This window comes from Streptomyces sp. NPDC026301, assembly GCF_055567935.1.
In genome coordinates this window covers 427,554-449,558 of sequence record NZ_JBVHPN010000003.1, presented here as the reverse complement: position 1 = coordinate 449,558, position 22,005 = coordinate 427,554, and the positions used below count along the sequence as shown (strand labels likewise).

Annotated in this window: 11 protein-coding genes; 4 read left to right on the top strand and 7 right to left on the bottom strand. The window is 74.8% G+C overall.

The features are described 5' to 3' along the window. Positions 1 to 15: 15 nt before the first annotated feature. Positions 16 to 1,014, top strand: coding sequence for a class I SAM-dependent methyltransferase (locus ACZ4MH_RS07725; RefSeq protein ID WP_351602164.1), 999 nt, complete (start codon positions 16 to 18; stop codon positions 1,012 to 1,014). 16 nt (positions 1,015 to 1,030) lie between these two features. Here the strand turns inward: ACZ4MH_RS07725 and ACZ4MH_RS07720 are convergent, their stop codons facing one another. Then, positions 1,031 to 4,678 carry a bifunctional glycosyltransferase/CDP-glycerol:glycerophosphate glycerophosphotransferase gene (locus ACZ4MH_RS07720; protein ID WP_467754394.1) on the bottom strand — a complete coding sequence of 1,216 codons (3,648 nt, stop codon included), beginning with the start codon at positions 4,676 to 4,678 and terminating at the stop codon, positions 1,031 to 1,033. 169 nt (positions 4,679 to 4,847) lie between these two features. Between ACZ4MH_RS07720 and ACZ4MH_RS07715 the strand changes: the two genes are divergently transcribed. Then, a complete protein-coding gene (locus ACZ4MH_RS07715) occupies positions 4,848 to 7,046 on the top strand; it encodes a bifunctional glycosyltransferase/CDP-glycerol:glycerophosphate glycerophosphotransferase (protein WP_351600677.1) in 2,199 nt (732 codons plus the stop codon). Positions 7,047 to 7,154: 108 nt separating this feature from the next. Here the strand turns inward: ACZ4MH_RS07715 and ACZ4MH_RS07710 are convergent, their stop codons facing one another. The 6 genes from ACZ4MH_RS07710 to ACZ4MH_RS07685 form a co-directional block, all read right to left on the bottom strand. Further along, entirely contained in the window at positions 7,155 to 8,081 is a 927-nt protein-coding gene (locus ACZ4MH_RS07710; protein ID WP_351600680.1) for a class I SAM-dependent methyltransferase, read from the bottom strand. Further along, positions 8,078 to 10,420 (bottom strand): bifunctional glycosyltransferase/CDP-glycerol:glycerophosphate glycerophosphotransferase, encoded by a 2,343-nt coding sequence (locus tag ACZ4MH_RS07705; RefSeq protein ID WP_351600683.1) that lies wholly within the window; start codon positions 10,418 to 10,420, stop codon positions 8,078 to 8,080. Before ACZ4MH_RS07705 ends, ACZ4MH_RS07710 begins: the two co-directional genes overlap by 4 nt. A 148-nt stretch (positions 10,421 to 10,568) precedes the next feature. Further along, entirely contained in the window at positions 10,569 to 11,453 is an 885-nt protein-coding gene (locus ACZ4MH_RS07700) for a carbohydrate ABC transporter permease (protein WP_351600685.1), read from the bottom strand. Next, positions 11,450 to 12,799, bottom strand: coding sequence for a carbohydrate ABC transporter permease (locus ACZ4MH_RS07695; protein ID WP_351600688.1), 1,350 nt, complete (start codon positions 12,797 to 12,799; stop codon positions 11,450 to 11,452). The genes ACZ4MH_RS07700 and ACZ4MH_RS07695 overlap by 4 nt, the downstream gene beginning before the upstream one ends. 4 nt (positions 12,800 to 12,803) lie before the next feature. Further along, positions 12,804 to 14,147 (bottom strand): ABC transporter substrate-binding protein, encoded by a 1,344-nt coding sequence (locus ACZ4MH_RS07690; protein WP_351600691.1) that lies wholly within the window; start codon positions 14,145 to 14,147, stop codon positions 12,804 to 12,806. A 165-nt stretch (positions 14,148 to 14,312) separates the two neighbouring features. Then, a complete protein-coding gene (locus tag ACZ4MH_RS07685; RefSeq protein WP_467754407.1) occupies positions 14,313 to 18,119 on the bottom strand; it encodes an FHA domain-containing protein in 3,807 nt (1,268 codons plus the stop codon). Positions 18,120 to 18,657: 538 nt separating this feature from the next. Between ACZ4MH_RS07685 and ACZ4MH_RS07680 the strand changes: the two genes are divergently transcribed. Both ACZ4MH_RS07680 and ACZ4MH_RS07675 read left to right on the top strand, forming a co-directional pair. Next, positions 18,658 to 20,406 carry a serine/threonine-protein kinase gene (locus ACZ4MH_RS07680; protein ID WP_467754393.1) on the top strand — a complete coding sequence of 583 codons (1,749 nt, stop codon included), beginning with the start codon at positions 18,658 to 18,660 and terminating at the stop codon, positions 20,404 to 20,406. Between the two features lie 245 nt (positions 20,407 to 20,651). Next, a complete protein-coding gene (locus tag ACZ4MH_RS07675) occupies positions 20,652 to 21,908 on the top strand; it encodes a serine/threonine-protein kinase (protein ID WP_467754392.1) in 1,257 nt (418 codons plus the stop codon). Positions 21,909 to 22,005 lie beyond the last annotated feature (97 nt).

Genomic DNA, 22,005 nt, shown 5'->3' with positions numbered 1-22,005 from the left:
GGCCGGGCACAGGACATGACCCCACTGCACACCGAGACCCTCGCCGCGCCCGCCGGAGCGGCGCTGCCGCGCCCCGGCACGCTCGCGGACGTCAAGGGCTGGTTCTTCGACCAGGACCAGCTGCTCTTCGACTGGCTACTGACCCACCAGGCCCGCTCCGGCGTGCGCGGCGACCTGCTGGAAATGGGCGCGTACCTGGGAAAGAGCGCCGTTTTCCTGGGCCGTTACCGCCACTCGGGGGAGGAATTCACGGTCTGTGACCTCTTCGATTCCCCGGCCGGGGACGCGGCCAACGACGAGGAAATGCAGCGCTCTTACGCGACGCTCAGCCGCCGCGCGTTCGAGGCGAATTACCTCTCCTTCCACGACGAGCTGCCCGCCATCATCCAGGGCCCCACCTCCCTCGTTCCCGAGAAGGTGGCTCCCGGCAGCTGCCGCTTCGTCCACATCGACGCCTCGCACCTCTACGACCACGTACGCGACGACATCCTGGCCGCGCGTCGCGTGCTGTCACCCGAAGGAGTGGTCGTGCTGGACGACTACCGCTCCGAGCACACGCCGGGCGTCTCGGCCGCCGCCTGGGAGGCGCTGTTCACGGAGGGGCTGCGGCCCATCTGCCTGAGCCGCTGCAAGTTCTACGGCACCTGGGGCGACCCGGCGCCCTGGCAGGAGGCGCTCATCCTGGAGATCGTCGGCCGCGCCGACTGCCACGCCGACCTCCAGACCATCGCGGGGCACCGGGTGGTGCGCCTGGTCAGCGGGCAGGGCCTGGCCGTGCCCGAGCCACCGCGGTCCCGGCACTACGAAGCGCTGCGCGCCGAGGAACGCGCGGCCGAGGAGATCCGGCGCCGCCGCGAGGAGACCGACGCACGCGCCGCGGCAGCCGCCGCCGAGGCCGAGGCAGCACAACACCGAGCCACCGCCCGCCGCCCAAAGGCCCGCGCCCGCCGCGCAGCCCTCCAACTCCTGCCCCCCTTCCTCACCAAGGCCCTCCGCAGGCTGCGGCGCCGCTGATTCCCGGGCCGCGGCCTCAGTCCAGCAGCAGATCCGCCGCCCGTGCCGCCGCCCGGCCGTCGTCCCGTGGGCAGTACGCCGCGCGGAAGCGTGCGTACGCGTGCGCGCTGCGGCGCGCGACCCCGTCCAGGTCGCGCAGCGCGTCCACCAACTCCCCGGTGTTCGTCAGGAGTGGTCCCGGGGCCTCGGCCTCGAAGTCGAAGGTGAAGCCGCGCACGGTGTCGCGGAAGTGCTCCAGGTCCGGCGTCAGGAACAGGATCGGGCGGCCGGTGTTGGCGAAGTCCACCGCCAGGGAGGAGTAGTCCGTGACCAGTACGTCGGCGGCCAGCAGGAGTTCCATCGCGTCGGGGTGGTCGGTCACGTCGCGGAGGAAGCCGTCGGGCCGGGTCGGCACCCGGTCGGCGACCAGGGGGTGGCTGCGCAGCAGCAGGACGTGGTCCTCGCCGAGCGCCGCCCTGGCGTGTGCGACGTCCAGCGGCAGGTGCAGCTGGTAGTGGTCCGCGTCGTACGCCTTGTCGTCCCGCTGGGTCGGCGCGTAGAGGACCACCTTCTTGTCCGGGGGGATGCCGAGGCGCTCCCGTACGCGCAGGGCCTGTTTGTCGCGGTCTTCGGAGAGCAGGGCGTCGGTGCGGGGCAGGCCGGTCTCGTGGATGGCGCCGTCGTAGCCCAGGGACCGGCCCAGCAGGGACGTGCTGTGCGCGTTGGGGGAGAGCAGCACGCTCCACTGGTGGCCGCGGCGCGGCTGCGGCCACAGGTGGACCAGGTCGGCGCAGAGCGTGCCGGCCAGGTCGGTGCCGATGCGCTTGACCGGGGTGCCGTGCCAGGTCTGCAGGACCCGCTGGCCGGGGCGGCGGACGAACCACTCCGGTAGGTGGGTGTTGGTGACGATGCGACGGCTGCGGGCCAGTGCCTCGTGCCACTCGGTGCTGCCCAGGAGTACTGGACGGGTGCCGGGAGGGATGTGGGCGTGGGTGTCGCGGACCACCCAGAGGTGGTCGGCGCGCGGCTCGCGGCGGGCCAGCTCCCGGTGCACCGCGCGTGGTGAGTCGCCGCCGCAGCGCCCGTCGAAGCTGTTGTAGAGGACCGTCTCGCGCAGCGGGCGGGAGCGGCGCCGCGGGTAGTGCTCCTCGCGCAGCAGCCGCTGCCGGTACGGGCCGCGGTCCGCGTCCGGTACCGCGGGGCCCGCCTCGACGAAGACCCGGTCGTGGAAGCGGCGGTCCACGGTGAGCCGCCCGGTCGCCGCCGGGCAGGTCGCGGGCAGCGCGGCGAAGAGCGTGGGGCACAGCCGTACGGGCAGGTCACCGGCGCCGTGCCGGTCGCCGCCGGGGTCCGGGGCGACCGCTTCGGCGGCCTCGTCGTCCGCCGCACCCGCGTCGTACTCGGCGCCGGGCCCGACCGCGCCGTCGGCGTCCGCCGTGCGCAGGAAGAGGTACCAGCGGCCCTCGCGCAGCGGCCGTGCGCCGCCGCAGGAGGGGACCGCGGCGGGCCGCAGTACGGCCGTGAACCGCTCGCCGTCCCGGGTGGCGGGGAAGACCGCCTCGGCGGCGAACCGGCTGTGCCGCAGCACGGCCGCGAGCGGCGCCGCGCCCCCGGCCGCGCCCGGCAGCCGCCCCGCCACCTCCAGCGACCCGTCGGGGCGCCACGCCAGCCGGTCGGCGAACGGCTCGGGGGCGCGGGTGTGCAGGACGAGGTTGCCGGCCGCGGTGGCGGTGACCACCAGCTCCCGGCCGCCGCTGTCGACCTGCCGCCCGGCCGGGGTGGTCGGGTCGGCCGCGATCCGGGCGGTCTTGCCGTCCGCGTAGACCAGTACGGGGTCCCAGGTGGCGGCGGTCCCGTTCCCGGCACCCGTGGCGGCGGTCCCGCGCCCGGCACCCGTGGCGGCCTCGCCGGTGGCCGCCTCGGCCAGCGCGGCCGGGTCGATGCGCAGGGTGAGGCGGTGGCCGGTGCCCTCGGCGGTGATGTCCGCTTCCGTGAGCGGCAGTTCGAGGCGTTCGTCCGTGCCGCGGTGGGTCAGCCGCAGCGCCACCGGCGCGTTGGCCGAGGCGTCCGTCACGGTCAGCTCGGCCGCGCCGTCGCCCACCGTGCGCTGCCCGGCCAGCCGCCGCACGGTCCGCTCCACCGACAGATGCAGCCGCCCGTCCTTGTACCAGGGCACCACCCGCATCCCGTCGGCCACCTCGTGCGGCAGCGGGGACGCGCCGGAGCCGGTGTCCAGGGCGCGCAGCGCGGCCGGCCGCACCACCCCCGCCCCGGCCACCACGATGCCCGCCTTCCACTGGCCGGGCCGGAACCGGCCGCCCTTGGCCAGCCGCTTGGGATCCACCGTGATCTCGAAGCCGGACCAGTCGTAACAGTGCTGCTCCTGGCGGGAGTTGTGGGTGGCGTCCGGCGCGGGCACGGACCGCACCGGCAGCACGATCCGGCGCCGGCCCGACATCAGCACCGCGGCCTTCAGGCAGCGCAGCCGGCCGGGCGCCGCGATGTTGCGGATGTAGGCGTAGCCGCGCAGCACCAGCTTGCCGTCCCGCCACACCGCCTCCCGCAGCCGCGCCCGTACCGGCAGGTCCTTGGCGGTGAGCCGGGTGACGGCGGGCGGCAGCGGGATCGGCCGGCCGCCGCCGACCGCGAGCACCGCGCGCTTGCGCAGCGGCGGACCGGCCACGTGGAAGCCGGAGTTGTTGCGCTGCTGGTACTCCAGCAGCCGCAGCAGGTCGTCGAGGCGGCCCTCCCGGATCAGCGCCCACTTCATGCGCTGCTCGACGGGGAGCTCGGCGTACAGCGTGGGGTCGATCCGGCTGAGGAAGTCCCGCGCCCCGTCCATGAAGACCCGGTGGTACTCCTCGCCCGCCATGGGCAGCGCGTCGATGAAGTACTGCAGGTCGTCGACCAGGACGGACCGGTCGTAGTCGCGCTTGTGCCGGGTCCAGCGGGTGCGGTCCGGGTCGGCGAGGAAGCGGCTGACGCCGTCGACGGCGGCGAGCCGGTCCCGTACGCCCTTCACGTCGGTGCGGCGGCGGGTGATCGAGCCCTCGCGGATGCGCCAGTAGTAGACGTGCTCGTGGAGGACGTCGACGGCCTCGGCGAGGAAGTGCGCGGGGATGGTGACCGGCGTGTCCTCGTAGAGCACGCCCTCGGGGAAGGCCAGCCCGTGCCGGTCCCAGAAGCTCCGCCGGAAGACCTTGTTCCAGGCCACCCGGTCGGCCAGCAGGGTCAGGTCCCGGCTGATGTGGGTGCCCAGGACCGTGCGGGTCATCGTCTTGTGCTGCCACGCCTGGCTGCGGCCCTCGGCGGTCAGCCGGTAGACGTTGCCGGTCGCGAAGTCCGAGCCGGACTCGTCCAGCAGCGAAACCAGGCCCTCGTACGCGCGCGGCGGCAGCACGTCGTCGCTGTCCATGAAGGTCAGATAGGCGGTGCGCGGGTCGGCGTGCCGGGCGCCGGTGTTACGGGCGTGCCCCAGGCCCCCGTTCTCCTGCGTCACCAGCCGGAAGCGCGGATCGCGCGCGGCGAACTCGCGGGCCAGTTCGGGTCCGGAGTCGGTGGAGCCGTCGTCGACCATCACCACGTCCAGCTCCCGCAGGGTCTGGGCGGCCACGGACGCGAGGCATTCGTGGAGGTACTCCTCCACGTTGTAGATCGGGATGACGACGGTGAGCCGGGGATCCATGGAGCAGACCAGACCTTTTCCAGGGGACGCACGGGACACCAGTCCAACCCCGTGCGGTCTCACCCGTCACATTTCCTGCGCTGTTCGAGTGACCGGCCCCGGCGGAAGAACGGGACGGAGCGTGATCGTCCGCCTACGCTGGCGCTGCACCGTGCGTACCGACCCCTGGATGGCCATGCCCCGCTTCAGCGTCATCGTCCCCGCCCGCGGCGTGCAGGGTTTCCTGCGCCACTGCCTGGACTCCGTCCTCACGCAGTCCTTCGAAGGGGTGGAGCTGATCGCCGTCGACGACTGCTCGGACGGCGGCGACGGGGCGATCATCGACGCGTACGCGGCCGCCGACCACCGGGTCGTCGCGCTGCATCTGGAACGCCCCGGCGGCGTGGGCCCGGCCCGCAACGCCGGCGTCCGCCGCGCCACCGGCGAGTACCTCCTCTTCCTCGACGGCGACGACTTCCTCGCGCCCGGCGCGCTGGCGGCCATCGACGCGCGGCTGCGGGCCGCGGGCGAGCCCGATGTGCTGCTCTTCGATCACGACCGGATCGACGTCTGGGAGAAGCGGCACGGCAGCGCCGACCGGGAGTTCCTGGAGGAGCACGCCGACACGGTCTTCACCGCCGAGGACCTGCCGGAGTGCCTGGCCGTGCTGCCCGCGTCCTGGAACCGCGCGGTCCGCCGTGACCTGTGGGAGGCGCACCGCTTCGCGTTCGCCGACGGCCCGTACGACGACGTGCCCGTGGTCTTCGGGGTACTGCTGGCCGCGTCCCGCATCGCCTGCCTGGACCAGGTGTGCGTGACCTGGCGCAAGCGCCGCCGGGGCAGCGCCTCCACCGTCCCCGGACGGCACCACTTCGCGGTCATCGGCCGGTACGACGCGCTGTTCCGCGCGCTGACCGGCACCGGGCTGGGCGGCGGCACCGAGGCGGCCCGCGGCGTGCTGTTCACGCACGCCGCAGGCCGGCTGCTGCGGATCATGGAGGACGACGGCCGGGTGCGCGCCGCGGACCGGCCCGACTTCTACCGGGAGCTGGTCCGCCTGCTGCGCCGGCACCGCCCGGCCGCCGCCGAGCTGCCCGGTCACCTGAACTCCTACGCCGTCTACCGCTCCCTGCAGCGTGCCGGAACGCTTCGGCACCGCACCGCCAAGACGCTGCGCGCCCGCAAGCACCGCACCGCGCGCAGCGTCTACCGCCGCTACTACGGCCTCCAGCTGCGCCGCCCCGTCGACGAGAACCTCGTGGTCTACGCCGCCTACTGGAACCGCGGCGTGCTGTGCAATCCCGCCGCGATCCACGCGAAGGCCCGCGAGCTGGCGCCGCACCTGCGCGGCGTGTGGGTGGTGGACCGCAAGCACCGCGAGGACGTGCCGCCGGGCGTGGAGACCGTACTGGTGAACTCGCGCCGGTACTGGGAGGTGCTGGCCCGAGCCAAGTACCTCGTCAACAACGCCAACTTCTCCGGCACCGTCCACAAGCGCCCCGAGCAGGTCTACCTCCAGACCCACCACGGCACCCCGCTGAAGAAGATGGGCATGGACCTGCGCCGCCACCCGGCCGCCGCGCACGGCGTCAGCTTCCTGCGGATGCTCGACCACGCCGACCAGTGGGACTACTGCCTGTCCTCCAACCCGCACTCCACCGAGGTGTGGCAGCGCGTCTACCCCAGCGACTACGAGACGCTGCCGACCGGCTACCCGCGCAACGACCGGTACTTCACCGCCACCGCCGACGACGTCCGCAGGATCCGCGCCGGGCTGGGCATCGCGCCGGGCACCACCGCGATCCTCTACGCGCCCACCCACCGCGACTACGAGCGCGGCTTCAACCCGCCGCTGGACCTGGAGCGCCTCGCCGACGACCTCGGCGAGGGCTACCAACTCCTGGTCCGCACGCACTACTTCTACGGCGCGGACTCGCGGCTCGCCGCGCTGGAGGAGGCGGGCCGCATCCTGGACGTCTCCCGGCACCCGTCCGTGGAGGACCTGGCGCTGGCCTCCGACGCGCTGCTCTGCGACTTCTCGTCGCTGATGTTCGACTACGCGGGGCTCGACCGGCCGGTCGTCGTGCACTCCTCGGACTGGGAGGCGTACCGGCACGCCCGCGGCGTCTACTTCGACCTGCTCTCCGGCGAGCCCGGCGACACCCCGGGCCACGTGGCGGGCGACGAACAGGAGATCGCCGCCCTGTTCCGCTCCGGCCGCTGGGCGGACGCCCACTCCACGGAACTGCGGGCCGCATTCCGGGACCGCTTCTGCCCATACGACGACGGCCTGGCCGCCGAACGCGTAGTCCGCCGCGTCTTCCTCGGCGAGGAGGAGCTACTGCCGGTGGTCCCGCTCGCCGAACGGACCGTAGCCCCGGCCCCGTAAGGGGCCGAGCTCTGGGCACAGGAGTGAGGCAAAGCGCCCCGTAAGGGGCGCGGGGAACTGCGCGACCGGCCACAACGGCGCCGCGGCCGGGAAACTGCCCGTAGTGGCTCAGCGCGCCCGCTGACGGGCACCGACGATCGCCTTGGTGACGACCGGCGGCAACACGTTCACCGCGAAGCGCCGCAGCGCGCGCCGGCCGCCGCCCGCCGACCGCCCGCCGCCGAGCCCGGCGATGCCGCCCGGCTGCGACGGGACCGCCGACCGGTGCCGGGACACCGGATGCGCCGGTTCCTTCGCCCCCTTCGCCGACAGGCGAATCAACGGCTGTCCGGCCACCTGCTGCACCTCGTGCCACAGATCATCGCGTCCGGCGAGCCACTCCCGCAGCTCGGCGCGGACCGGCTCCGCGTCGCCCCAGGTGCCGTAGAACTTGGTGCCGGTGATGCACAGCGGCTTCAGCCCGCCCGTGGTCACCGCCTGCCAGGTGGCCGCGGCCACGCCGGGACAGTGCTCGGCGCGGTAGTCGTCCAGCACCACCACGCCGTGCGGGCGCAGCAGCTCCCGCACGGCCAGGATGTCGCCGTGCACGTGCTCGTACAGGTGCGAGGCGTCGATGTGCGCGAAGCGGCAGCTGTCGTCCGCGACGTGCGCGCGGATCACCGAGGACAGGCCCTGCACGAGGTGCGGCAGCTCGTCGTGGAAGGAGAGGTAGTTGGCCTCGAAGGCGCGGCGGGTGAGCGTGGCGTAGGACTTCGCCATCTCCTTGGAGTTGGAGGCGTCCTCGGCGGGGGAATCGAACAGGTCGCAGACCGTGAAGCGGTCACCGGCGCGCAGCCGGGCGCCCATGAAGATGGCGCTCTTCCCCATGTACGCGCCGAGCTCCAGCAGGTCGCCCGGTTCCTTGCGGCGGTCCTGGCGGGCCAGGAACCAGTCGAACATGAGCTGGTCGGCGGTGAAGAACCAGCCCTTGACGTCGGACAGGCGGGTAGGTCGTGGGAGCTGTTCGGCACTCTGGTCTGCGGTGAGGGCAGTCATGTGCGGTCCGTCTCCAGACGGTCGGGGGATTCGATGGCGACATGCGACGCGTGTGCTGTTGTGGGCGGCCCGGGCACCGGCTGCGGCACCGCGAGCCGGCGGGCCCGCTCGGGAGAAGGCGCGGGCCGGCGCTCGTGGAGGGGTACGGCGTCGGGAGGTGACCCCTCGTCCCCGAGAAACACACGGCGTACCACGCGTTCCGCGGCGTGGCCGTCATCGTAGGGGCAGAAAAGTGAACGGAAAGTGGCCCGCAGAGCGGCCGAACGGGGACCGCGCCATGCGGGACTCGCGAAGATGTCGATGAGCTCGTCCTCACTGCGGGCCACGGGCCCCGGCGGGTGCCTGAGCAGGTCGAAATAGGTGCCGCGGGACGCCCGGTACGCCTCCCAGTCGTCGGTGAGGACCACCACGGGCCGGTCGAGGTTCACGTAGTCGAACATGAGCGAGGAGTAGTCGGTGACCAGCGCGTCCGAGGCCAGGCAGAGGTCCTCCACGCACGGGTGCCCGCTCACGTCGATCACCCCGTCGCCGGGCGGCGCCGGCGGCACGTCGGCGGCGTACGGCGGGCCCTCCAGCGAGGAGAAGTGCGGGCGCACCAGCACCACGAAGCCGGGGCCGAGCTCCCGCAGCAGCCGGTGCGGGTCCAGCGCGGGGCGCCGGGAGCGCCGGTAGTCGCGGTGGGTCGGCGCGTACAGGATCGCGGTGGCGGACGGCGGGATGCCCAGCTCGGTACGGATGCGCAGCACGTCCTGCGCGGTGGCGCGCAGGAACCGGTCGGTGCGCGGCTGCCCGTACTCCAGCGTGGTGTAGCCGGCGGGGTAGACCCGCTCCCAGGTCAGGGTGGCGTGCCGGTTGGCGGAGAGGCTGTAGTCCCAGCTGTCCACGCCGCGCAGCAGCCGCGCGAAGTCGGTGTCGCGGGCCGCGGCAGGGCGCTCCTGGAGGTCCAGGCCCATGTGCTTGAGGGGGGTGCCGCGATGCGTCTGGAGCAGTACCTGGCCGGGCCGCTTGGTCAGCCGCCCGTCGAAGTGCACGTTGTTGACCAGGTACTTCGAGCGGGCCAGCGCGGTCCAGTACGCGGCGGTGCCGGGCCGCAGCCACCGCACGCCCGGCGGCACGCTGTCCTCGTACCCGGGCGCCGCCACCCACGCCGTGCGCATACCCGGGCACAGCTCGCGCAGCTTGGCCTCGATGGCGGCGGGATCGCCCGCGTAGCCGCGGTGCCAGTGCGCGGTGAAGACCGCGTGGTCGGGCCGCACCGGCAGCCGCCGCTGGAGCCGGTAGTGGAGCCCGAGCGCGGCGCGCCGCGTCCGCCGCAGCAGCCACCGGGCGTGGTGTGCGACCGCCCGGCGCAGCCGCTGCGCGCTCGCCAGCAGCCGGAACGGGCGGTGCCAGCCGAGCCGTACCAGGCCGTGCCGGACCCGCACGGCGAGCCGCGGCGGGGCGCCGTCCACGCCGACGGGGACGGCGCAGCGGTACCGGCGGCAGTGCGCCGCTGCCCGCCGGAAGAACTCGGCGCGGCTGTCGCGCGGCAGCCGCCCGCGCGCCGTGTAGACGGCCGTGAGGTGGTCGGTCATCCGGCGCACCATCAGCGGGCGCCAACGGGCCAGCTCCGGACGGGAGTCGAGGAACGCGAAGACCCGGTCGTACTGGTCGAAGATGTCGAAGTGGCCGCGCCCCGTGGTGCCGAGGATGGAGCCCCGGCGGCGCTGCCGGTAGTGCACGCAGACCCGGTCCAGTACCGCGATCGACTCCGCCGTCGCCAGCGCCGGGAACGTCCAGGGTGTGTCCTCGTAGTAGCCCGGCGGGAAGGTGAGCCCCTGCCGCTGCACGAAGTCCCTGCGGTACGCCTTGTTCCACACCACCATCAGCAGCCGCAGCAGGGCGGGCCGGTCGGCCAGCCGGAAGGCCGGCGGGCCGTGCTCGGCGAGCAGGTGGGCGTACTGGTTGCGGGCCGCGGTGCCGGACCAGGTGGTGCGGGCGTAGTCGTAGACCAGCACGTCCGGGTCGCCGGTCGCGGCCAGCCGGTCGGCGACGGCCCGCAGGGCGCCGGGCGTGAGGGTGTCGTCGCCGTCGAGGAAGAGGAGGTAGTCGCCGCGCGCGTGGGCGATGCCAGCGTTGCGGGCCGGGCCGAGGCCGGTGTTGGCCGGCAGGTGCACGGGCCGTACCCGGTGATCGCGGCGGGCGGCGTCGCGGATGAGGGCACCGCAGCCGTCCGGCGACCCGTCGTCGACCGCGATCAGCTCGAAGTCCGTCCACTCCTGGCCGAGGACGGACTCCAGGCATTCCGGCAGGTACGCCTGGACCTGATAAGCGGGAACGATGACGCTGAACCGTGGCAAGGGCACTTCCATGAGTCGGCGGCCGGCTGCGCTGTCGGTCAGCGATCGTTCCCGGCCCCGCCGCGCCCTCATGCGGCGCGGCGGCCGGTTACCCCCGGGTGGCAGACGAGACGCACCCGTACGAGTGAGCCGCCGCCGGCTCCCGCTCCTACTTCACCGCGCCCGCCATCACGCCGGACACGAACTGCCGCTGGAAGGCGAAGAAGACCACCAGGGGGATGACCATCGAGACGAAGGCGCCGGGCGCCAGCACGTCGATGTTGTTGCCGAACTGGCGCACCTCCTGCTGGAGCGCCACGGTGATCGGCGGATTGCCGCTGTCCGCGAAGATCAGCGCGATCAGCATGTCGTTCCACACCCACAGGAACTGGAAGATGCCCAGCGACGCGATGGCCGGGCCGCCCAGCGGCATGACCACCCGCGTGAACAGCCGCAGTTCGCTCGCTCCGTCCAGCCGGGCCGCCTCCAGCAGCTCGCGCGGGATCTCGGCGAAGAAGTTCCGCAGCAGGAAGACGGCGAACGGCAGGCCGAAGGCCGTATGGAAGAGCACCACCCCGGCCGTCGTCTCGAACAGCCCGACCGCGCCGAAGAGCTTCGCCACCGGGATCAGCGCGACCTGCACCGGGACGACCAGCAGCCCCACCACGACCATGAACCAGACGTCCCGCCCGGGGAAGTCCATCCAGGCGAACGCGTAGCCCGCCAGCGACCCGATGACCACCACCAGGACCGTCGCGGGCACCGTGATCAGCGCGGTGGTCCACAGCGAGTCCATGATCTTGGCGTTGCCCAGCAGATTGCCGTACGCCGACCAGGTCAGCTGCGCCGGCTTGGCGAACACCTGCCACCAGCCGCTCTCCGCGACGTCCGCCGGGTCGCGCAGCGAGGAGATCAGCAGCCCGACCGTCGGCATCAGCCAGAACAGCCCGACCAGGATCAGGAAGACCCGCAGCGCGCCGCCGCCGGTACGGGCCGCGATCCGCGCGGCCAGGGACTGCCGGGCGCGTACCGCGCCGTCGGCCACCGCCGTCATCGCTGCCGCTCCTTCCGCAGGCGCCGGATGTTGACGATCAGCACGGGCGAGACGAGCAGCAGCAGGAACACCGCGATGGCGCTGCCGATGCCCTGGTTCACGTCCGTGCCGAAGGACGACTGGTACAGCTGGAGGGCGAGCACGTTCGCCTCGTCCTGGCTGGCGCCCGGCGCGATGATGTACACGAGGTCGAAGATCTTCAGTACGTTGATCATCAGCGTGACGAGGACGACCACCAGGACCGGCGCCAGCAGCGGCACCGTCACCCGGCGGAAGACCTGCCACTCGTTCGCGCCGTCCACCCGGGCCGCCTCCAGCAGCTCCCGCGGCACGCTCGCCAGGCCCGCCGCGATCAGCACCATCGCGAAGCCCGCCCACATCCACACGTAACTGCCGATGATCGCGGGCGTCACCAGCGTCGGGCCGAGCCAGTCGACGCCGTTGTACGCCTCGGCGAAGTTCGCCGCCGGGAGCCGCAGCTTCGCCCCGTCGGCGCGCGCGGGCAGCGCGTACGTCCCGTCCGCCGCGGTGGTCGCCGTGGCCACCACCCTGCCGCCCCTGACCGCCTCGATCTTCAGGCCGGCCAGCGCCTTCTCCTGCTTGTCGATCCTGTTCGGGGTGCCGCCGCCCCCGCGCGTGAAGTCCAGCCACGCGGTGCCGGTGATCTGCCCGGGACGCGGCGTCGCCGGCTTCGCGCGCTGCGCGCCCTTGAGGTCGTCCGGCTGCACGGCCACCAGCGGCAGGCCCACGGCACTGCCGCTCCTGGCCGCCGCCTTCGTCATGAACGCGCCGCCGCCAGCGGGCCGCAGATCCGCGTTGGGCCGCGGATTGGCCCCCGGGTACGGCGAGGGCTCGGCGAAGGTGTCGTGCACGCCCACCCACACCGCGTTGGCGACCCCGCGCTCCGGGTCCTGCTCGTACACCAGCCGGAAGATGATGCCCGCGGCCAGCATGGAGATCGCCATCGGCATGAAGACGACCAGCTTGAACGCGGTGCCCCAGCGCACCCGCTCGGTCAGCACGGCGAAGATCAGGCCCAGCGCCGTGGCCACGGTCGGCGCGACCACCACCCAGATGATGTTGTTCTTCAGCGCCGTGCGGATGCGGTCGTCGGAGAACAGCTCGGCGTAGTTGTCCAGCCCCACGAAGCCGCTGCCCGGCGCGTCGAAGAAGCTGCGCCAGACCGAGTACCCGATCGGATAGACCACCAGCGCGCCGAGCAGCAGCAGCGCCGGGAGGAGGAACGCGCCCGCGATCCACGGGCGCGTCCCCGTCACGCTCTTGCCGGGCTTCTTCGCGCCCTTGCCGGACGCCTGCGCGGCGGCCGCGGTGCCTCCGGAGGTCATGGCATCAGTTCCCGAACGACTTGGCGGCGTCCTTCTCCAGCTGCGCCTGGGTCCCCGCGACGTCCTTCGGGTTCTTCAGGAAGTCCTGCAGGGCCTTCCACTCGCCCTGCCCCGGCTTGCCGCCGAAGGACGCCGGGGCCTGGTCGGACATGTCGAAGCGGAAGTCGTCACCGGCCGCGACCAGCGCCTTGGCGATCTCCCGGAACACGGTGTTCGGGTAGACGGCAGGGTCCAGCTTCTCGTTGGCGGAGACGAAGCCGCCCTGCGCCGCCCAGATCCGGGCGGCGTCCGTGGACGCCAGGAAGGTCAGCAGCGCCTGCGACGCCTTGTTGTCCTTCAGCGCCACCGCCACGTCGCCGCCGGTCACCACCGGCGACTTGTGCCCCGCGCCGACCGCAGGGAACGGGAAGACCTTGGCGTCCGTACCGACCTTCGCCTTGGTCTGGCCGATGTTGGCGGCGGCGAAGTCGGCCGAGGAGACCATCGCGGCCTTCGGCTGCTCCTTGAACGTCTGCGTCACCGACTGCGGGAACGCCGTCTGCAGCGCGCCCCCGTTGCCGCCCGCGAGCAGCCCCTTGGCGCCGAAGAGCGAGCCGAGCGTGGTCAGCGCCTGCTTCACCGACGGATCGGTCCACTTGATCTCGTGCTTGGCGAGCTGGTCGTACTTCTCCGGCCCGGCCTGCGAGAGGTAGATGTTCTCGAACCAGTCGGTGAGCGTCCAGCCGTCGGCGCCGCCGACCGAGACCGGCTCGACGCCGGAGTCCGCGAGCGTCCTGGCGGTCTTCAGGAAGCCCTTCCAGTCCTTGGGCTCGGACACCCCCGCGTTCTCGAACGCCTGGGTGTTGTACCAGACCAGCGACTTGTTGCTGGCCTTGTAGTACACGCCGTAGGTCTTGCCGCCGTAACTGCCGAGATCCTGCCAGCCCTTGGAGAAGTTCTTGCCCAGCTCCTTCTCCGCGGCCGGGCCGAGCGGCTTGAGCCAGCCCTTCTTGGCGAACTCCTGGAGCACGCCGACCTGCTGGAGCATCGCGACGTCCGGCGGGCCGCCGCCGGCGACCTTGGAGCCGATGAAGCCGGCCATGTCGTCGCCGCTGGGCACGAACTGCACCTTGGCGCCCGTGCGCTTCTCGAACTCGTCGAGGACCTTGGTGAAGTTCTCCCGCTCGGGTCCGGTCCACACGGCCGTCACCTGGAGGGTCTGCCCGTTCAGCTTCGGCAGCTCGACGGTGGGCGCACTCCCGCCGCCGCCCTTGCCCTCGCTCTTGCCGCTGTCGCCACCGCAGCCGGTCAGTGCCAGGGCACCCACCGCGACAAGTGCCGTTGCCGTACGAAGCGTTGCGTGACGCATCCGTCGCCCTCCCGTTCGCCGTGCGACAGTCCTACCGGCGCCGGGAGGCCCGAGCAATACCGCGTTCGAACACAACTCCCCGTCGTGACCGGGCCGTTATCGCAGTGGGTGACTCTCCTTGTCCGTACGGCGACCGATTCGTTGTACGCGACGGCGCACGCGAGGTCACGGCAGGGACTGGGCGGCCTTCTGCAGCGCGCTGGCCAGCAGGGCCAGGTCGGTCGGGCCGTTCCCCAGCTCGCGCAGCGGGCGGCGGGCCGGCGGATCGCCCATGCGGTGCCATTCCAGGGGCACGACTGTCGGCCGCAGGGTCGACGTCCGGGGTATCCGGCCCGTGACCCGGCCGGCCTGGAACGGGGTCGCGGAGCCGTCGGCCGCTCGGTACAGCCGCCCGCGCCCGACGGGCAGCGGCTCGGCCGGGTCGCCCTCCGCGCCCAGCCGCGCGCGCAGGCCGGCCCGCTCGGCGGTGGCGGTGGCCGCCGTGCGGTCCGGATGGCCGGTCGAGGCGATCAGATGCACGCCGAGCGCGGCGCCCTCCCGGGCGACCGCCTCCAGCGCCCGCACGACCGACCCGGCCGCAGGCCGCCCCGTACTGCCCAGCGCCGGTGCGACCAGCGCGTCGAAGTCGTCGACGATCACGAACAGCCGGGTCATCGGCGGTACGGCCGCGAGCCCGTCGCCCGCCGCTGCCGGGCGCTCGGCCCCCTCGGCACCGGGCGCCCCCTGCGTACGCTCCCGGGGGCGCAGCCGCAGCGTGTGCGTCGCGGGCGTGTCGAGCAGGCCGGAGTCCTGCGTGGCGGGAGCGGGGGAGCCGGGGACCTCCGCTGCGGGACCGGCCGCGGCCGCTGCCGTGCGGCCCTCGGCGGACCGGCGCGGGCCGACCACCCGGGGCGCCGCGACGTGCTTGGCGCGCCACTCCGCGAAGCCCGTACCGCCCAGTATCTCGGCGCGCCGCTTCAGCTCCGAGACCAGCGCCTGCGCGAACTCCCGCATCCGCACCGGGTCGGAGGCGGCCAGATGCGCGGTGACGTGCGGCAGGTCCGTGCACAGCCGCAGGCCGTCGCCGCGCTCCGTGCCCGCGCCGTCGACCAGTACCAGCGAGAGCAGGTCCGGGCGGTCGGCGGCGGCCAGCGAGGCGGCGATCGAGCGCAGCAGCTCGGTCTTGCCCGTGCCCGGGCCGCCCTCCAGCAGGAAGTGGCAGCCGTCGGCGGCCGGGTCCGCGTGCACCGGGCCGTGCGGGCCCGCGCCCAGGACCGCGGCGGCCGCGGGCTCCTCGCTGTCGGCGGCGGCCGCCCAGCGGGCCATCAGGGACGCGGGCGTGGCACGGGCCAGCCCCAGCTCGTCCAGCAGCCGGGAGCTGTCGGGCAGCGGCACGGCGGCGCTGCGCGTGCTGCGGCCCGCCCGCGCCGTGTCGGCCTCGCGCAGCGGCGCCAGGGCGCGCGCGAACCGCTCGGCCCACGGCGCGGAGACCGCGTCCACCGTCGCGACCGTGCCGTTCGCCCCCGCGCCGTACGGTCCCGCGCCGTTCTGCGGGACGCCGTTGACGGCGATGCCGCCGGCCGGGGTCAGCGGAGCGGCGGGCTGGACGACGCGCAGCGCCGTGGCCACGTCGCCGCTGAGCACCGCCACCGCGCCGCACTCCCCGAAGGCCGGGGACGCGGCACGGGCCGCTTCGTACGTCGCCGTGAGCGGATACGCGGGCGAGGCGGCCGGGGTCTCGGCCAGCGCGAGCACATGGATGCCGGCCGACGGGCCGCCCGCCGCCAGCCGGGCCACGGTCTCCCGCAGCCCGGACGTGCCGGGGTCGCCGTCGGCGATCACGAGGGTGTACGGGCCGTGGTGCCGGGCCGCGGCGGCGGCCACCGCCGACCGGTCGGCGCTCGCCCAGCCGGGGCCGAGCGGCCCGTCGTCCAGGCGGCGCACCAGCTCGGCCGTGCGCGCCGCCGCCTGGTCCTTGTCGTACGCCAGCAGCAGCCGGCAGTCCTGGCCGTGCGCCGGGCGCACGTGCGGCAGCCAGCCGAGCCAGGACCACTCCTCCAGGCGCTGCGCCGTGTCGCGCGCGCGGTCGGCGGCGAGCAGCACGATCTCCAGGGTGCCGGGCGCGTGCAGCGCCGCGAGCTGGGCGGCCGCGGCCCGGGCCAGCCCGGCGAGCCGGGGGCGCGGCCCGGCCAGGCCGAGCGCGCCGGCCGAGCGCAGCGCGACGGTCACCGGCACGGCGCTGCGGCCGCCGTCGCGGTCGGCGGTGCCGAGCCGGACGGCCAGCGCGTCCGGATGCCCGGCCTCGCGCTCCCACAGGCGGGGGCCGGGGCCGAGCGCGGTCAGCAGGACCGTGGCGGCGTCCGGCCAGCGGCCGTACGCGGCCGGGGCCCGGCCGTCGCCCGGCAGGTCGCCGGGGGCCGCATCGGCCGGGGGCCGCGGACCGGGGGCGTACCCGGCGGCCTGCCGCGCGGCCTCCTCGTCCGCCGCCTCCTCCTCGGCGGCGCGCCCGCCGGCCAGCCGCCGCGCCCACGCACTCCACCCGCCGCGGCGGGTGGGCTTGCGGGACGCGGAGAGGTCGTCGGGCCCGGCCGGTCGGTCGGCGGGTGCGTACGGGGCCGCCAGCGGCTGCTGACCGCCGTGGGTGGCGGCGGAACGGGGATCGGGGACGGGGGCGAAGGCGGCCGGGGTGCCCCGGACGGGGGTGCCGCGGCGGCCGGACGCCGGGCCGGGCGGGGTGTCGGTGCTGTCGGCGGGGTGGCCGTGCGCGCCGCCCGCTCCGGCGCCGTACGGCTGGTCGTGCCGCTGGTCGTACTCCTGGTCGTACTGGCGGCCGTGGTGCCGGCCCTGGTGTCCCGAGGCGTACTGGTCCGCTGCGTACTGGTCCGGCGCGTACTGCTCCGCCGCGTGGAGGTCCGGCGCGGGCCGTCCCGTGGCGCGCGCGTCGGGGGAGTGGACCTCGGCCGACCGCGCGCCCGCGGCGTACGCCTCGGCACCCGGCGTCCCGGCGGCATACGGGCCCGTCGCCCGCCAGTCGCCCGGCGCGCCGGGCTCGGCGGCCTGCGGCGCGGCGCCGTATGCCCCCGTGCCGTACGCCGCCGGGGACGGCCGGTCTCCGTACGCGTCGCCCGCCGGGGCCGCTTCCTGTCCGGCCGGCCTGACGGACTCCGCCCGCTGCGCGCCACCGGCCGCGCCCGCGCGCTCGTGCCCGGGGGCCGCTTCGTGGTCGTACCGCTCGCTGCCGTACGGAGCGGGAGACGGGGCCGCGTCCCGGGCGCCGTGCGGGGAGTGCGCGGCCGGCGGCCGCTGTCCTTCGGCGCCGCCGCCCGCCGGATGGACGCGCAGATGCCCCTCGCCGTCCGGGCTGGCCGCGAGGACGGGGTCGGGGGCGCCGGGGGAGGGCTGCAGGCGGAGCGCCGACTCGCCGATCCGGAGCAGCGCGCCCGGGGGCAGTGGCACCGGGCGGTCGTCGAGGTCGGCGCCGTCGACGGCGGTGCCGTTCGTCGAGCGGAGGTCGGCCACGGTCACCGCGCCGTCCGGCGCCACCGTGACCGCGCAGTGCATCCGGGAGACGTCGGGGTCGTCCAGCGGCACGTCCGCGTCCGTGGAGCGGCCGATGCGGATCTGGCCGCCGTGCAGCAGATGGACGCCGCCCGCGTCCGGGCCGGAGACGACCCGCAGCCGGGCGGGGCCGGCCGGCAGGCCGTGCGCCGGGGCCGGGCCGGGGCCCTGGAGGGAGAGGACCGCACCGTCTATGAGCGGCGGCTCGCCGAGCGCGGCGCGCTGGACGTCCAGCCGCTCCTGGCCCGCGTAGAGCACGACGGGGCCACTGCCGGCGCCGCCACCGCCGACGTCCGCGCCCGCCCCCGCGACGGCCGCCGCGAGGCCGCTGGCCACCGCCGCGAGCGCCGTCCCGGCAGGGGCCGTCACGAGCACGTCGCAGGCCCGAGTGGAGTGGCCGCTGCGCGGCCCGAGGACGGTCAGCCGGATCTGCATCGCCGTCAACGGTCCCTTCCGCCCGGCAATGCGGCGGGGCCCAGTACCTCCCCCCACCGCGCCCGGACACGTCGGCACGTACAAGTCCAAGTCCGCGTGCATGCGCACGCCGCACGCCGCGGCGCAGCGCCCCCGTCCCCACCGCTGCCGTGCTGGAGAGCATCCTCGCACCTGCCACCGACAAGACGCGTGGCGACTGTCCTTCAGTGATCTTGTTCGGTCACTCATGTATGCAAAAGTGGCTGCTTGCGACCCATGATCGGCCAAAGATCGTCGCGCGACCGGTCAGCGATCGGCCCGGAGGGCAACCATCCGCGCGCGACCGGCGTCTTCCCCCGGAGCCCCGCCGGGTCCCGACCGGACCGACCGGCCGGAACCGCCCCGGACCACGGGATCCGCCCGGCCGCCGCCGCCGAACACGGCACTATGGTGGGGCGGAAGGGGCCGCCCGGACCACCGGAGCGGCCTCACAACCCCCACAGCCCGACAGACAGCGCAGATCAGGCAGCTGCTCAGTGACGACCAGGGAGCGCATGACGTGCGGCCGGTAGGCAGCAAGTACCTGCTCGAGGAGCCGCTCGGACGCGGCGCCACGGGCACCGTCTGGCGTGCCAGCCAGCGGGAGACGGCGGGCGCCGAGGCAGCAGTGGCCGGACAGCCCGGCGAGACGGTCGCGATCAAGGTCCTCAAGGAGGAGCTGGCGCACGACCCCGACGTGGTGATGCGCTTCCTGCGCGAGCGCTCCGTCCTGCTGCGGCTCACCCACCCGAACATCGTCCGCACCCGCGACCTGGTCGTCGAGGGCGACCTGCTCGCGCTGGTCATGGACCTGGTCGACGGCCCCGACCTGCACCGCTATCTGCGGCAGAACGGCCCGTTCAGCCCGGTCGCGGCCGCGCTGCTGACCGCGCAGATCGCCGACGCGCTGGCCGCCAGCCACGCCGACGGCGTCGTGCACCGCGACCTCAAGCCCGCGAACGTACTGCTCGCCGGGGCCGAGGGCGCCGCCGAGATGCACCCGATGCTGACCGACTTCGGCATCGCCCGCCTCGCGGACTCCCCGGGCCTGACCCGCACGCAGGAGTTCGTCGGCACGCCCGCGTACGTCGCGCCGGAGTCCGCCGAGGGCCGCCCGCAGACCTCCGCCGTCGACATCTACGGCGCGGGCATCCTGCTGTACGAGCTGGTCACGGGCCGTCCGCCGTTCGCCGGCGCGACCGCGCTCGAAGTGCTGCACCGCCACCTCAGCGAGGACCCGCAGCGCCCCGGCAGCGTCCCCGAGCCGCTGTGGACCGTCATAGAGCGCTGCCTGCGCAAGCGCCCGGAGGAGCGGCCCAGCGCCGAGAACCTCGCCCGCGGCCTGCGCGTGGTCGCGGCCGGCATCGGTGTGCACGCCTCGCCCGCCGAGGCGGAGGCCGCGCTCGGCGTCGCCGCGCTGCTCGCGCCCGACCCGGCGCCCGCGCCGGTCCCCGAGACCGGCGGCGACAGCGGCGCCGCCGATCCCACGCAGGTACTGCCCTCCACAGGGGCGGGCGGCGGGCAGTACGACCCGTCGGCCGCGACGAACGTCATGCCGACCACGGGAGCAGGCGCCGCGGGCGCGGCCGGGGCTGCGGGCGCTGCCGGTGCCGCGGCGGGTGCCGCGGCCGCCGGTTTCGGCGCCGACTCCGGGCAGCCCCCGGGCAGCGGCGACCCGACGCGCGCCATGCCGCCCGTGCCGCCGGGCCCGCCCGGCGGCGACCCGCAGCAGCCCGAGGGTCCGCATCCTTGGGAGAACCAGCTGCGCGCCGCCCGGGACCGGAACGAGCAGACCCAGGTCCAGTACCTGAGCCCGGAAGACGACCCGCTGCGCCACCGCCCCCAGCGGCGGCCCGCGCAGCCCCCGCCCTACCAGCAGCAGCCGCAGCAGCCGCCGCAGCCCCCGCAGCAGCAGTACGGCCGGCAGCAGCCGCCGCCGTACCAGCAGCAGCCGCAGCGCCGGCAGCCGCCGCCGCAGCGGTACGAACCGCAGCGGCCGCCCGCCCCGGAGCCGCGCCGCCGCGAGCCCGAGCCGCGCCGGCGCAGCGCCAACCCGGTGCACATCCCGGGCCTGGGCTGCCTCAAGGGCTGTCTGATCATGATCGTGCTGATCGTGGTGGGCGCCTGGCTGATCTGGGAGCTGACCCCGCTGCAGGACTGGATCGGCCAGGGCCGCAGCTTCTGGAACCAGGTCAGCCAGTGGGTGTCCGACGTCTCCGACTGGGTGTCCACGATCGGCGAGGCCTCGAAGTCGGTGGGGGGCCGGTAGGCACCGCTCCCGCACGGACCCGGGGAACCGCCACCCGCCTCCGGAGTGGCGACGCCGGAGATTTATCGACATCCGGGAGATTTTTCCGGCGGAGAAGTGGCGGTTGACGGCGTCCGGGGCGCCGAAAGCGCCGCTGTCCGCGTAGTTTTGTCGCCAGCATCGGCCCCGGGGCGCCCCGGGGCCGCGGCCCCCGCGCATCCGCGCCGCGGGCCGTCACCTGTCGGACAAGACCCGTCGGAGCAGTCTTGGCACGGAAGATCGGCAGCCGGTACACCGCCCACCAGATCCTCGGTCGCGGCAGCGCCGGCACGGTGTGGCTGGGCGACGGTCCCGAAGGGGCCGTGGCGATCAAGCTGCTGCGCGAAGACCTCGCCTCCGACCAGGAGCTGGTCGGCCGCTTCGTACAGGAGCGCGCCGCCCTGCTCAGCCTGGACCACCCGCGCGTGGTCGGCGTCCGCGACCTGGTCGTGGACGGCAACGACCTCGCCCTGGTGATGGACCTCGTACGCGGTACCGATCTGCGCACCCGGCTGGACGCCCAGCGCCGGCTGGCCCCGGAGGCCGCGGTCGCCATCGTGGCCGACGTCGCCGAGGGCCTGGCCGCCGCGCACGCCGCGCGCATCGTGCACCGCGACGTGAAGCCCGAGAACGTCCTGCTGGACATGGAGGGCCCGCTCGGCCCGGGCGGCGCGCACCCCGCCCTGCTCACCGACTTCGGCATCGCCCGCCTGGTCGACTCGCCGCGCCGCACCCGCTCCACCCGCGTCATCGGCACCCCCGACTACCTCGCCCCCGAGATCATCGAGGGCCTCCCGCCCCGCGCGTCCGTGGACGTGTACGCGCTGGCCACGGTCCTGTACGAGCTGCTCGCCGGCTTCACCCCCTTCGGCGGCGGGCACCCCGGCGCGGTGCTGCGCCGGCACGTCACCGAACGGGTCGCGCCGCTGCCCGGCATCCCGGACGAGCTGTGGCAGCTGCTCGTCCAGTGCCTGGCCAAGGCCCCCGCCTCCCGCCTCCGCGCCCCCGAGCTGGCGGCCCGGCTGCGCGAGATCCAGCCCTCGCTGGCCGGCATCCCGCCGCTGGACATCGACGAGCCGGAGAGCGAGGAGGAGGCGGAGGAGGCGGCGGGCCAGGACGCGGTCCGCGAGGACGGCCCGTACCACCCGGCGGCGCCCGAGGAGGGCGGCCGGGTCCGCGGCGCGGTGCCGCTGGTCCACGGCGCGGCCCCGGACTCCAACCGGGAGACGCACACGAGCATGCGCGTGCCGGGCCCGGACGAGCTGGCCGGCGGGGCGCACGGCACGGCCCGCGCGCCCCGGGCGGCGGGCGAGCGCCGTGCGGGCTCGGCCCGGCACCGGGTGCGCAAGCGCCGGGTGCGACTGGGCCTCGCGGCGGCGGGCCTGGTGGCCGTAGCGGGCATCGGCACGTGGCTGGCTTCCGGCGACGACACCCCCGACGACGCCCGCCCCGGTACGGAGCAGACAGCTCCGGACGTGCCGTAGCCGAGTGCCCCGTAAGGGGCGCGGGGAACTGCGCGAGCAACCACGACGGCGCCGCACGGGGCCACCGGCCTCGGACGGCCCGGCGCATGTCGGCTCA